Source organism: Streptomyces sp. NPDC059740 (assembly GCF_042733155.1).
GTDB lineage: Bacteria > Actinomycetota > Actinomycetes > Streptomycetales > Streptomycetaceae > Streptomyces.
Map to the genome: position 1 here is coordinate 74,507 of NZ_JBHWGP010000021.1, position 13,094 is coordinate 87,600.

Annotated in this window: 12 protein-coding genes; 10 read left to right on the plus strand and 2 right to left on the minus strand. The window is 73.9% G+C overall.

Features of this window, described 5'->3' with window-relative positions; translation table 11 throughout:
* The first annotated feature begins 411 nt into the window (after positions 1-411).
* Positions 412-711, plus strand: coding sequence for a hypothetical protein (locus ACFV3R_RS22565; RefSeq protein WP_385585877.1), 300 nt, complete (start codon positions 412-414; stop codon positions 709-711).
* Positions 712-1,025: 314 nt separating this feature from the next.
* Complete coding sequence (locus tag ACFV3R_RS22570; protein WP_385585880.1) at positions 1,026-1,538, plus strand: ATP-binding protein; 513 nt, start codon at positions 1,026-1,028, stop codon at positions 1,536-1,538.
* A 17-nt stretch (positions 1,539-1,555) separates the two neighbouring features.
* On the opposite strand, the gene ACFV3R_RS22575 is transcribed toward ACFV3R_RS22570, so the two are convergent.
* Positions 1,556-1,840 carry an SHOCT domain-containing protein gene (locus tag ACFV3R_RS22575; protein ID WP_385585977.1) on the minus strand — a complete coding sequence of 95 codons (285 nt, stop codon included), beginning with the start codon at positions 1,838-1,840 and terminating at the stop codon, positions 1,556-1,558.
* 316 nt (positions 1,841-2,156) lie between these two features.
* On the opposite strand from ACFV3R_RS22575, the gene ACFV3R_RS22580 reads away from it, so the two are divergent.
* A complete protein-coding gene (locus tag ACFV3R_RS22580) occupies positions 2,157-2,756 on the plus strand; it encodes a DUF4865 family protein (RefSeq protein WP_385585980.1) in 600 nt (199 codons plus the stop codon).
* Positions 2,757-2,875: 119 nt separating this feature from the next.
* On the opposite strand, the gene ACFV3R_RS22585 is transcribed toward ACFV3R_RS22580, so the two are convergent.
* The gene (locus tag ACFV3R_RS22585; protein ID WP_385585884.1) at positions 2,876-4,093 is read right to left on the minus strand and encodes an ROK family protein; all 1,218 of its coding nucleotides are present in this window, start codon (positions 4,091-4,093) and stop codon (positions 2,876-2,878) included.
* A 17-nt stretch (positions 4,094-4,110) separates the two neighbouring features.
* On the opposite strand from ACFV3R_RS22585, the gene ACFV3R_RS22590 reads away from it, so the two are divergent.
* From ACFV3R_RS22590 to mmsB, 7 genes are all read left to right on the plus strand, one after another.
* Positions 4,111-5,355: an MFS transporter gene (locus ACFV3R_RS22590; protein WP_385585887.1), complete on the plus strand. Its 1,245-nt coding sequence runs from the start codon at positions 4,111-4,113 to the stop codon at positions 5,353-5,355.
* Positions 5,356-5,584: 229 nt separating this feature from the next.
* The gene (locus ACFV3R_RS22595; RefSeq protein WP_385585890.1) at positions 5,585-6,742 is read left to right on the plus strand and encodes a mandelate racemase/muconate lactonizing enzyme family protein; all 1,158 of its coding nucleotides are present in this window, start codon (positions 5,585-5,587) and stop codon (positions 6,740-6,742) included.
* On the plus strand, positions 6,739-7,794 hold the full coding sequence (locus ACFV3R_RS22600; RefSeq protein WP_385585893.1) for a zinc-binding dehydrogenase: 1,056 nt from the start codon (positions 6,739-6,741) through the stop codon (positions 7,792-7,794). The genes ACFV3R_RS22595 and ACFV3R_RS22600 overlap by 4 nt, the downstream gene beginning before the upstream one ends.
* A 56-nt stretch (positions 7,795-7,850) precedes the next feature.
* Entirely contained in the window at positions 7,851-8,927 is a 1,077-nt protein-coding gene (locus ACFV3R_RS22605; protein ID WP_385585896.1) for a hypothetical protein, read from the plus strand.
* Complete coding sequence (gene chvE, locus ACFV3R_RS22610) at positions 8,893-10,062, plus strand: multiple monosaccharide ABC transporter substrate-binding protein (RefSeq protein ID WP_385585899.1); 1,170 nt, start codon at positions 8,893-8,895, stop codon at positions 10,060-10,062. The genes ACFV3R_RS22605 and chvE overlap by 35 nt, the downstream gene beginning before the upstream one ends.
* Before the next feature lie 65 nt (positions 10,063-10,127).
* Entirely contained in the window at positions 10,128-11,765 is a 1,638-nt protein-coding gene (mmsA, locus tag ACFV3R_RS22615; RefSeq protein WP_385585983.1) for a multiple monosaccharide ABC transporter ATP-binding protein, read from the plus strand.
* Between the two features lie 8 nt (positions 11,766-11,773).
* Positions 11,774-13,012: a multiple monosaccharide ABC transporter permease gene (mmsB, locus tag ACFV3R_RS22620; RefSeq protein ID WP_385585902.1), complete on the plus strand. Its 1,239-nt coding sequence runs from the start codon at positions 11,774-11,776 to the stop codon at positions 13,010-13,012.
* The last annotated feature ends 82 nt before the right edge of the window (positions 13,013-13,094 follow it).

Genomic DNA, 13,094 nt, shown 5'->3' on the forward strand with positions numbered 1-13,094 from the left:
GGGGGGCGGAAGGACGTGCAGGGGTCTCGCTCACCGACGACGCTCCTGGGATCGAGGGAACAGGCCCGCGGCCGTGACGGCCGGGCACGCGTCGAGAGTACCTCGAAAACCGCCTCTCACCTGCATAAACATCACTTTGGGACGCTGTCGGCACCCCTTTGGGGAGGCGCCCGTGCGGTCGCGGGGGAAGCCGCGACCGGACGGCGCCCGGCCCCACCGCGCCAGCCGCCGGCGACCGCGGCGGGCCGGTGCCCGCGTCCCACCTGCGGACCGGGGGCGCGGGAGCGGGAACCGGGCGCGCGGGACGGGGCGCGGGGTGTGGCGGAGCGCACTGGCGCGAGGGGCGGAGTTGCGGGCACACTTCTGACGGGGGTGGGGAGAACACCCACCCGTGCAACTCGGAGGTGGGCCATGGCCGGTTCGGAGTTCAGCGCGAGTGGCGTGCGCATCGAGCGCTCGTTGCGGTCACTGACACGGGCCGGAAAGGTCGTCATACGGGACGGCGTGCTCGCCCTCCTCAACAGCCGCGGCACGGTCATCGACAGTGCTCCGGTGGGGGCCGTGGAGACGCGCCGGCCGTGGTTCGACTTCGGGCGGGAGCGCGCGCAGGCCGTGGTCAACGGCCACCGCTACTCGCTGACCTGGGCCGGCCCCGAGGCCCCGGAGAGGTTCGTCGACGCGGTCGAGGCGGCGCGCACCACAGCCCGCTGAGGAGCCTCCCGCAGGCGGCGCAGGGCAGGCGACGGGCACCGTCACGCCGAGCCCCCGCCGCGCCACGCCCCTGCCCGCTGCCGGAGTGAGGGACGCAAGCCGGGTGGCCGTCGTCCCGGGCTCCTCGTACGCCCGGACGCCGCGGGCCACGTCCGGGTGAGGCACGGTTGCGGGCGAGGACGGCCGGGCCGACCCTGGATGCGTATCACAGAGGGTCCAGCTGCGGTGACGCCGTGACGCACGGACGCCGCCGGGACCGCTCCACGCCCCTGGCCCGACCCGGGGGCGCCCGGCCTCACCAGGGAGTCGCGGTCGTGATCAATCAGCCCAGCAGACACTGCACGGTGACACTCCAGGCCTCACCCTCGCGCTTCGGTCAGGTGCGAAGAATCGTTTCTGCTCAGCTCCGGTACTGGCGGCTCGACCCCCTCGTGGACCCGGCCGCGCTGGGGGTGACGGAACTGCTGGCCAACGTGCACCACCACGCCCGTCCGAGCAAGCAGGCCACGGTCGAACTCAGCGTCCTGCTGGACCAGTTGACGGTGTCGGTACACGACCTCGATCCGCGCGAGCCGCTGCTGCGCGGTGCGGGCCCCGAGGACACCGGCGGCCGGGGCCTGGCACTCGTCGCCGCGCTCAGCGAGAGCTGGGGCGTGCGCCCGCGCGGGGAGGGCAAGACCGTCTGGTTCGCCCTCCCCGCCCTGACACCCGCACACCGGGGTGCGGGGGTGGCCGCGGGCGCCGGCGACACCCGCACCCCGCTCGACCGACTGGTCGAGGAGGTGGCGGGGGCGGGCGTCCCGACGGGCGGGGCCGGGGTGGGTTGACACCCCTGGTTCCCTCCTCAGCCCTTGGCGCCGAACCGCTCCTCCAGCACCGACAGGCGCCGCCAGTACTCGTCCTCGTCGATCTCGCCGGCGGCGAACCTCCTGCCCAGCACCGTCACCGGCGAGTGGTCCGCGGCGGCGGGGCCACCGGCGCAGCCACGGCGGAAGGGGCCGACGCCGCGGCGACGGCCGGCCGTCCGCAGCAGGAACACCACGCCGCCGACCACGACCACCCAGAACAGCGGGAACAGGAACACCCACGGCCCGGGGCCGCCGGTCCACGCTTGTGCGAGCACGTCCATCATCACCATCTCCCAGGCCGCTTCCGGCCCTTGTCCGATCCGACACCACCACCCTGCGCCGCGCACCCCCCGCCCGTCGTCGTACGCAGGAGGGCACCGGGCGTACCCCCCGGGGAGCAGCCGGACGGGCCGGAACGGCCGAGGAAGTACGCCGGGCACCGGCGCCCTCGAACACACCCCGGAAGCGGGAGACACACCCCGGAACATGCTTGTACCTACTAGTATGTACAGTGACGGTCCGAGCGGACGGCCGGACCCGCGCGCCCGTCGCGCCCCCGCCCCACCCACCTCCGCCCGAGGAGAGACCGTGTACGCCATGCAGTACAGCGTCGCCCTGCCCGCCGACTACGACATGGACGTGATCCGCGCACGCGTACGGACCAGGGGGCACCTGCTCGACGGACTGCTGGGCCTGTTGTGGAAGGCCTACGGCATCCGGGAACGCGACCGGGACTCCTCACCGGTGAACGCGTACGCGCCCTTCTACCTCTGGAGCGACCCGGGGGCGATGGGGGACTTCCTCGCCGGGCCGGGCTTCGGCCAAGTGGTGCGGGACTTCGGACGTCCGCAGGTGCGCCACTGGACCGGTCTGGGCTTCCTGCCGGGGCCCGGCGCCGACGGAGAGCCGGTCGCCGCCCGGCGCCGTGTCATGCGCCTGGCCGCCGACCGCGACCCGGGGGCGGCGATCGGCGAGGCGCGCGCCGGGGCGGAGCGGCTGGCCGGGGCCGCGGGGGTGTTCGGCACGGCCCTCGGGCTGGACCCGTACACCTGGGAGCTGGTGCACTACACCCTCTGGACAGTGGGCGCTCAGGAGGCCACGGCGGACCCGGCCCCCGCCGGTGCGCCCGACCAGTGGTACCGGGTGCTGCACTTCTCGCGCCCCGGCCTGGCGCAGCGGCCCACGGCGGAGCGGTGAGCCCTGCGCCGCCCGGGCACGGTGGTGCATGCGGTGGCGCGCCCGCTCGCTTTGGGGGCCGTGCGGGAGGGGCCCGCCCCGGGCCGCTCCTCCACGGCTTGGCCCGGGGCGGGTCCCGGTCAGGTCCGCTCGGCCACCAGCGGATCGTCGAGCACCGGCTGCCAGGCCAACTCGGCGGCGCCGACGAGGCTGTTGTGGGCGAGCGAGCACGGCAGCACGGGGACGGCGCCGGACCGGCCCCACAGGCTCCGGTCGGCGACCACTGCCCGCAGGCGCGTGGCGTCCACCTCGACGAGTGCGCGGTGCAGCCCGCCCAGGACGACCCGGTCGGGGTTGAGGATGTTGACCAGCCCGGCGATGCCCAGGCCGAGGCGGTCGATGAGCAGCTCCGCCGCCGCGCGCACCGCCGGGTCCTGGTACTCGTGGCGCAGCAGGTCCTCGGCCTGCCGCAGCAGGGAGCCCTCCGGGCCGGGCGTGCGCCCGGCAGCGGTCAGCAGTGCCAGTGGGTCGGCCTCCACGTCCAGGCAGCCGCGGCTGCCGCAGTGGCAGGGCGTGCCCTCGGGGTTGACCGTCAGGTGGCCGACCTCCAGGGCGAGCCCCGCGCTTCCGCTGTGCAGCCGGCCGTCGAGGACCAGTGCCCCGCCGACGCCACGGTGGCCGGAGGCGACGCAGAGCAGGTCCCGGGCGTCGCGGCCCGCGCCGTGCCGGTGCTCGGCCAGCGCCTGGAGGTTGACGTCGTTTCCGGTGAACCCGACCTCCGGTGTGACTCCGGGGACGCCTGCCGCCCTGAGCGCCCCCTGGAACAACGCGCGGACCGGCGCACCGACCGGCCAGTCCAGGTGGAGCGGGTTGAGCGCCTCCCCGTCCGGTTCGGCGATCGCGGAGGGCACCGCGAGGCCGGCCCCCAGGCAGCGCCGGCCCGTCTCGGCCAGCAACCGGGCACCGACCGCGACGACCTCGGCCATGGCCGCCGCCGGCTCCGGCACGGGCTCGCAGCCGACGGCGGTGGAGACGACGGCGCCGCCGAGGCCGACCAGGGCGACCCGGTAACCGTCGGAGTGGATCTGCGCTGCGAGGACGACGGGGCCCTCGGGATCGATGTGCAGCCGGTGGGAGGGCCTGCCCTGGGAACCTGCGGAGGCGGTGGGGTGGGCGTCGACCGTGATCAGTCCGAGGGCCTCCAGTTCGGAGGCCACGGCGCCCGCGGTGGCCCGGGTGACGCCGAGCGCGCTGGTCAGCACCGCGCGCGTGGGCGCCCGGCCGGTGTGTACGAGTTCCAGGGCCGGACCGAGGGCGCCTCGGCCCCGCTCCAACCTGGTTGTCCGAGTCTGGGTCACGCCCCTATTCTGGCTTTGTGTCGGCCCTGAACAAAAGCAGCACGACCGTGTCGGCGTCAGCCCAGGGCGACGGCCGTCCCGCACCGCTGCGAATACGCCGGGCGCGGGCCGCCCTGACGGCCTTCTTCGCCCTCGACGGCTTCGTCTTCGCGGGCTGGCTCACCCGCATACCGGCCGTCAAGGCGCAGACCGGCGCCTCGGCCGGGAGCCTGGGGCTCGCACTGCTGGGCGTCTCCGCGGGAGCGGTCGCGTGCATGCTGGTGACCGGCCGGCTGTGCCGCCGCTGGGGCACCTCCCGGGTCACCGTCCTGACGGGTGCGGCGCTCTCGCTGAGCGTGGCCCTGCCTCCGCTCACCCACTCCGCCCTCGCCCTGGGCGGGGTGCTGCTGGCCTTCGGCGCCGCCTACGGGGCGCTCAACGTGGCGATGAACAGCGGGGCCGTCGACGTCATCGCGGCACTGCGGCGGCCCGTGATGCCCTCCTTCCACGCCGCGTTCAGCCTGGGCGGCATGGCCGGGTCCGCTCTCGGCGGCCTGCTGGCGGGTTTCCTGTCCCCCACCCGTCACCTGCTGCTGCTCACGGTGGCCGGGCTGCTGGTCACGGCGGTCGCCGGGTACGGGCTGCGCGGCGGCGTCCCGGCCGGGCCCGGGCAGCCGACCGCGTCCGCCCCGCGGCGCACCGCCGACCGCGGTGTCCACCGGGGTGTCCGCCGCCCGGTGCTGCTCTTCGGGCTGATCGCCCTGTGCACCGCCTACGGCGAGGGCGCCATGGCCGACTGGGGCGCCCTGCACCTCTCGCAGGACCTGCACGCCTCCGCGGGGCTCGCCGCCGCCGGCTACTCGGCGTTCGCGCTGGCGATGGCAGCGGGCCGGGTGACGGGGACCTGGACGGTGCGGCGCCTGGGACGCACCCGGACGCTGCTGTGGGGCGGGCTGGTGGCGGCAGCCGGGCTGCTGCTCGGCGCGCTCGCACCGAACGTCCCCCTGGCCTATCTCGGCTTCCTGGTGGCGGGCGCGGGCCTGGCGAACATCTTCCCGCTGGCCGTGGCGGGCGCGGGGGCGCTGGGCGGCCCGAGCGGGGTGGCGACGGCGTCGACGGTGGGCTACGGCGGGATGCTGGCCGGCCCGCCCGCGATCGGTTTCCTCGCGGAGGCGCTCTCGCTGCCCGCGGCGCTGACCTCGCTCGCCCTGCTCGCCGCCGCGGCGGGCGCGGTGGCCCCCCTGGTCCGGGATGCCGAGGGCGCCGCCGCCCCGTCCTGCTGACTCTCCTCGCCTTCCCGGACCCCCTCTCGGAGCGCACCACCGCAACCGGCGCCCGGGTCGGCCGGCCTCCCGTACCCGACTCCTCGTCAGGCACGGGCCCGCCGTGTCCAAACCATTGACACCCCTCCGTCACGTCACTACGTTCTGGCCAGCATTTCGAACGCTTGACGAAATATCGAACGACGCATTCCGCGGACGCGTCCGTTCACCGGAGGGAAGGACATCTCCCGTGCGCATCACCGGCCTCAGCACCCACGTCGTCGGCACCCCCTGGCGCAACCTCACCTACGTACAGGTGCACACCGACGAGGGCCTCACCGGCGTGGGTGAGACGCGGATGCTCGGCCACACCGACGCCCTGCTCGGCTATCTCCGGGAAGCCGCCGTCAACCACATCGAGGGCTCCGACCCGTTCGCCGTCGAGGACCTCGTGCGGCGCATGAAGTACGGCGACTACGGCCGGGCCGGCGAGATCGTCATGTCGGGCATCGCCTGTGTGGAGATGGCCTGTTGGGACATCAAGGGCAAGGCCCTGGGCGTCCCGGTCTGGCAGTTGCTCGGCGGCCGGGTCACCGACCGCGTCAAGGCCTACGCCAACGGCTGGTACACCACCGAACGCACCCCGGAGGCGTACCACAAGGCGGCGAGCGCGGTCGTGGAGCGGGGCTACCGGGCCTTGAAGATCGACCCGTTCGGGACCGGGCACTTCGAACTCGACCACCAGCAGACCGTCTACGCCGTCTCCCTGATCGAGGCGGTCCGGGACGCCATCGGGCCCGAGTGCGAGCTGATGCTGGAGATGCACGGCCGTTTCAGCCCGTCCACCGCGGTCCGGCTGGCCCACGAGATGGCACCGTTCCACCCGGCGTGGCTGGAGGAGCCGGTCCCGCCGGAGAACCTGGCGGCGCTGCGGAAGGTCTCCCAGAAGGTGGACCTCCCGATCGCCACCGGCGAGCGCATCCACGACCGCATCGAGTTCCGCGAGCTGTTCGAGTCACAGGTGGCCGACGTCATCCAGCCGGACGTCGGCCACCTCGGCGGCATCCTGGAGACCCGCAAGCTCGCCGCGACCGCGGAGACCCACTACACCCTGGTGGCCCCGCACAACGTCGGCGGCTCCGTGCTGACCGCCGCCTCTCTCCAAGTGGCCGGCTGCACGCCCAACTTCAAGATCCTGGAGCACTTCAACGACTTCGCCGACGCCGAGATCAAGCGCGTCGTCAAGGGCGCGCCCCAGGTCGTCGACGGCTACTTCGCCCTGCCCGAGGCCCCGGGGCTGGGCGTGGAGCTGGACACCGAGGCCGCCGCCGAGTTCCCCCAGCAGCAGGCCCGGTTCGACCTGTGGGCCGAGGGCTGGGAGAAGCGCGCGCCCAAGGGCTCGCAGTGAGCGCCCACGCGCCCGCCCGCGACACCGCCGGGCGCCCCACGCAGCGGGCGGTGGTCGTCGACGGGCCCGGCCGTCACCGGGTGGCCCGCGTACCGGTGCCGGAGCCCGGCCCCGGCCAGGTCCGGGTGGACGTGGCCGCCGCGGGCGTGTGCGGCAGCGACCGCGAGGTCCACGACGGCACCCGCCCCGCCGGCTACGTGCGCTACCCCCTGACCCCCGGCCACGAGTGGGCGGGCACCGTCGCGGCGGTGGGCGGCGGCGTCGACCCCGGGCTGGTCGGCCGGCCGGTGGTGGCCGAGGGGTTCGTCAACTGCCAGGTCTGCGCGCGCTGCCGGTCCGGGGAGACCTCGCTGTGCGAGGCGGAGTACGACGAGACCGGCTTCACCCGCCCGGGGGCCTTCGCCCAGTCGCTGGTGGTGCCGGCACGGCTGGTGCACACCCTGCCGGAGGGTGCGGACCTGCGGGCCGCAGCCCTCCTGGAGCCCGCCGCCGTGGCCGCCGCCGCGGCGCTGGCCGCCCGGCCCGTCCCCGGCGAGCGGATCGCGGTGGTGGGGGCGGGCGCGCTGGGCCTGCTGACCGTCCAGCTCCTGGCCGCCGCCTCCCCCGCCGAGCTGGTCGCCGTCGACCCGCGGACGGCGCGCGCCGACGCGGCGCAGGACATGGGTGCGACCTCGGCGTGCGGCCCCCGCCAGGCGGCACCCGGCCGCTTCGACCTCGTCGTGGAGACCGCCGGCGCACCGGACAGCGCCGCCACCGCCGTGCGGCTGGCCCGCCGCGGCGGACGGGTGGTGCTGGTCGGGCTGCCCGTCGAGGGGGCCCGCGGGCTCGACCCGATCGCCCTCACCCTCGGCCAGATCTCCGTGCACGGGGTCTTCGGCGCCTCCTCCGGCGCCTGGACCCACGCCGTGCGGGCCTTCGCCCAGGGCCTGTTGCGGCCCGGTCCGCTGGTCACCCACAGCTTCCCCCTGGAGCGGTACGCGGAGGCGGTGGCGCTCGTCGGCAGCGGCGATCCCGGCGTCGGCAAGGTCCTCCTCCTGCCCGGCGAGGAGTGAGGCCGGCCGGCACCCCCAGCCCCTGCGCACCGCCCGTACGACCACAAGGAGCCACCTTGTCCAGCACCACCACCCCCGTCCCGCACTCCCCCCGCCGTCCCGCCGCCCACGTCCTGGACCGGCTCGGCCACGCCCTGCCCGCGCCGGCGCCCGGCGACGCCTCGCCCCACTCCTTCCCCGACGGTTCCACCTGGCGCACCGAGGTCCCCTCCGTCGAGGGGCCCGAGGCGCTGGCCACCGTCCTGGCCGAGGCGGCACGGCTGGACGTCCCCGTCCACCGCATCAGCCAGGGCAGCGGCGTGTGGATGCTCACCGACGCCGAGATCACCGAGATGGTCGGCCTGTGCGCGCAGCGGCAGGTGGAGCTCTGCCTGTTCACCGGGCCGCGCGGCACCTGGGACATCGGGGCCGCGACCCGTTCGGACTCCGGTGGCGGCGGGCTGCGGGCCCGTGGCGCCGAGTCGGTCGCCGGCTGCGTCGAGGACGCCCTGCGCGCCGTCGAACTCGGCGTGCGCTGCCTGCTGGTGGCCGACGAGGGCGTGCTGTGGCTGCTGCACCGGCTGCGCGCGCAGGGCGTCCTGCCGGCCGACGTGACGTTCAAGGTGTCGGCCCTGGTGGGCCCGGTCAACCCGGCCTCCTTCGAGGTCTGGGAGCGGCTGGGCGCGGACTCCCTCAACATCCCCTCCGACCTCACCCTGGACCACCTCACCCAGATCCGCCGCGCCTCCCGGGCGCCGCTGGACTTCTACGTCGAGGCACCCGACGACCTCGGCGGGTACGTGCGCATGTACGACGTCGCCGAGCTGATCCGCCGCGGCGCCCCGCTGTACCTGAAGTTCGGACTGAGCAGGTCCCCCGGCATCTACCCCTACGGCGCCCAGTTGCGGGAGGTGGCGCTCAGCAGCGCCCGCGAGCGGGTACGCCGGGGCCGGCTCGTGCTGGACCTGCTGGAGCGGCTGGGGGCCCGCGACGGCATGTCGCCGCTGGGCGCCCGGCTCCCCGGCGAGCTGCGCCGCTTCCCCCTTCCCGAGACCGCCGACGCCCGCCCCGGCGCGCCGGCCGCATCCGCTGACGACGACGTCGAGGAGCTGACGAGTGATGCCCGTGTCCCCCAACCGGTCCGCCAGGACTGACCGGTACCCGGCGGCGGCCCCGCGCCGGGCCGTCCGCCGGGCCCGGCCCGCGACCTGGATCGCCCTGGCGGCCGCCGTCTGCCTGGGCTTGAGTGCCTGCGGGCAGGAGGCCCGCGGCGGCAGCCGCTACCACCCCGGTGGTACGAGCGGCGGCACCGTCGGTATCGCGATGCCCACCAAGTCCTCGGAGCGGTGGATCGCCGACGGCCGCAACATGGCGAAGCTCTTCGAGTCCAAGGGCTACAAGGCGGACCTGCAGTACGGCGACGACCAGGTGGAGAACCAGGTCTCGCAGATCGAGAACATGATCACCGAGGGCGACCGGCTGCTGGTGATCGCCGCGATCGACGGCTCCGCGCTCACCGACGTCCTGCGCCAGGCCCACAACGCCGGGATACCGGTGATCTCCTACGACCGGCTCCTCGTCGGCAGCCCCTACGTCGACTACTACGCCTCCTTCGACAACGAACGCGTCGGGCGCCTCCAGGGCCAGTACATCGTGGACAAGCTGGGCCTGAAGAAGGACAAGGACGCCAAGCACACCATCGAGCTGTTCGCCGGCTCCTCCGACGACAACAACACCCGGTACTTCTGGAACGGTGCCATGGCCGTCCTCAAGCCGTACTTCGACAGCGGCCAGCTCACCGTCCGCAGCCACCAGACCCGCATGAACCAGGCGTACACGCTGCGCTGGGACGGCGGCACGGCGCAGAAGCGGATGGACGACCTGCTCTCCAAGGCGTACGGCAGCGAGCACCTCGACGCCGTCCTCTCGCCCTACGACGGCATGTCCATCGGCATCATCTCGGCTCTCAAGAGCGCCGGTTACGGCAGCAAGGCGAACCCCTTCCCGGTCGTGACGGGGCAGGACGCGGAGGTGGCGTCGATCAAGTCCATCCGGGCCGGGCAGCAGACGCAGACCGTCTACAAGGACACCAGGAAGCTGGCGAAGGAGGCGGTGCGCATGGGCGACGACGTGCTGCACCACCGCAAGCCGGAGGTCAACGACACCAAGAGCTACGACAACGGCTCCCGGGTGGTGCCCGCCTACCTGCTCGACCCGGTGAGCGTGGACCGCTCCAACACCCAGCTGCTGGTGGACGAGGGCTACCTGAAGGCGAGTGACCTCTCGTGAGCGTCACCGAGCCGCGTCCCGCCGCGGACCTGCCGGAGGGGGAGGGACCGCCGCCGGTCCTGCGGATGCGGGGGATCACCAAGACCTTCCCCGGCGTCACCGCACTGCGCGAGGTCGAACTCACCGTGCGGCCCGGGGAGATCCACGCGCTGTGCGGGGAGAACGGCGCGGGGAAGTCCACGCTGATGAAGGTGCTCAGCGGCGTCCACCCGCACGGCAGCTACGAGGGCGAGATCCTCTTCGACGGCGAGCCGTGCGCCTTCCGCGACCTGCGGGCCAGCGAGCGCCGCGGCATCGTCATCATCCACCAGGAGCTGGCGCTCATCCCGCACCTCTCCCTCGCGGAGAACATCTTCCTCGGCAACGAGCGGGCCCGCCGCGGGGTGGTGAACTGGCACGACACGCAGACCGAGGCGGCGGCGCTGCTGGCGCGCGTGGGCCTGCGCGAGAAGCCGCAGACCCGGGTGTCCGACATCGGCGTGGGCAAGCAGCAGCTGGTGGAGATCGCCAAGGCGCTGTCGAAGAAGGTGAAGCTGCTCATCCTCGACGAGCCGACGGCCGCGCTCAACGACGCCGACAGCTCCCACCTGCTCGACCTGGTCCTGGAGTTGCGGGAGAGCGGGGTGGCCTGCATCGTCATCTCCCACAAGCTGGGCGAGATCCGCCGGATCGCCGACACCGTCACCGTGCTGCGGGACGGGGCGACGGTGGAGACGCTGACGGTGCGCGAGCACCCCGGTGCGCCCCCGCAGCTGCCGGAGGAGCGCATCATCCGCGCCATGGTCGGCCGCGACCTGGCGCACCGCTTCCCGCCCCGCACCCGCTACGAGGGTCCGGACGCCGCAAGCCCCGCGCTGGAGGTCTCCGGCTGGACGGTGCGCCACCCCGTGGACCCGGACCGGCTGGTGGTCGACGACGTGTCCCTGACGGTGCGCCGGGGCGAGATCGTGGGGCTGGCCGGGCTGATGGGGGCCGGCCGCACCGAACTGGCGATGAGCGTCTTCGGCCGGTCCTACGGCAGGTACGTGGCCGGCACCGTCCGGACGCACGGGCGGGAGGTGTCCACCCGCACCGTGCCGGAGGCCATCGAGGCGGGCCTGGCCTACGTCACCGAGGACCGCAAGGAGTACGGGCTCAACCTCATCGACTCCGTCCACCGCAACATCTCGCTGGCCAGCCTGCGGTCGCTGGCCCGGCGGGGGGTGGTCGACGGCCGTGAGGAACGGCGGCTGGCCGACGGCCACGTGAAGGCGATGAACATCCGGGTGCCGCACGTCCTCACCGAGGTGGGGCGGCTCAGCGGCGGCAACCAGCAGAAGGTCGTCCTCGGCAAGTGGCTCTCGACCGACCCCGAGGTGCTGGTGCTGGACGAGCCGACCCGCGGCATCGACGTCGGGGCGAAGTACGAGATCTACACGGTGATCGACGCACTGGCCGCGCAGGGCAGGGCGGTGCTGCTCATCTCCTCCGAGCTCCCCGAGATCCTCGGGCTGTGCGACCGCGTCTACACCATGGCGGCGGGGCGGCTGACGGCCGAGGTGGCCCGGGCCGACGCCGACCAGGAGGTCCTGATGCGCCACATGACGGTGGAGGGCCGGCCCGGTGGCGAGCCGGAGACCCTGGCCCACGACCGGCTGAGCACACGCCCCCACCCCACCGCAGGCGGCGCGGAGGCCGCCGCCGACTCCACGGACGAGAGCTGAGGCAGGTCATGACCACAGTGACATCGAAGACCTCCGGCGGCGGTGCGCCGGCCGGGGAGGGCCGCCCGGCGCCCTCGGCCGGGGAGGCGCTGCTGCACGCGGTGCGGGCCAACATGCGGCAGTACGGCATGATCATCGCCCTGGCGCTGATCGTGGTGCTGTTCGAGATCCTGACGGGCGGGACGCTGCTGCTGCCCAACAACGTCTCCAACATCCTCCAGCAGAACAGCTACATCCTGGTGCTGGCGATGGGCATGATGATCGTCATCGTGGCCGGCCACATCGACCTGTCGGTGGGGTCGCTCGCGGCCTTCGTCGGCGCGGTGGCCGCCGTCCTGATGATCAGTCATGACGTGCCCTGGGGCCTGGCGCTGGTGGTGAGCCTGCTGATCGGCGCGGTCGCCGGTGCCTGGCAGGGCTTCTGGATCGCCTACGTCGGCATACCGTCCTTCATCGTGACCCTGGCCGGGATGCTGCTGTTCCGCGGGGCGACGCAGATCGTCCTGGGCGGCAAGTCGCTCTCCCCGTTCCCCACCGGCTTCCAGGACCTCGCCCAGGGCTTCCTGCCGGAGGCGGGCCCCTACACGCAGTACCACAACCCGACGCTGGTGATCGGTGCGGCCGTCCTGGTCCTGGTGCTGTTCCAGCAGTGGCGGGAGCGGCGGCGGCAGCTCGCCTACGGGCTTCAGGTGCTGCCCGCCTCCCTGTGGCTGCTGAAGGCCGCGGCCGTCACCGCCGCGATCGTCGCCTTCACCCTGACCCTGGCCAGCTACCACGGCGTGCCGGTGGTGCTGCTGGTGATGTGCGTCCTGCTGCTGGGCCTCGGCTTCGTGATGCGGCACAGCGTGGTGGGGCGCCACGTGTACGCGCTGGGCGGCAACAAGGCGGCGGCCGTGCTCTCCGGCGTCAAGGACAAGCGGGTCACCTTCGGCGTGTTCGTCACCATGGGGGTGCTGGCGGCGCTGGCCGGCTGCGTCTACGCGGCGCGGCTGAACGCCGGGACGACGCAGGCGGGCGTCAACTTCGAACTGGAGGCGATCGCCGCGGCGTTCATCGGTGGTGCGTCGATGAGCGGCGGCGTGGGCACGGTGCTGGGCGCGGTGATCGGCGCCCTGGTGCTGGGCGTGCTGAACAACGGCATGTCGCTGGTGGGCCTGGGCACCGACTTCCAGCAGGTGATCAAGGGGCTGGTGCTGCTGGCCGCCGTCGGCTTCGACGTGTGGAACAAGCGCCGGGTCGGCCACTGAGGCACCCGCGCCCTGCCGCGCGGTCCGGCAGTCGCCCGTGTGCGCCGGCCCGGCCCGGACTTGAGGGTCCCGGGCCGGGCCG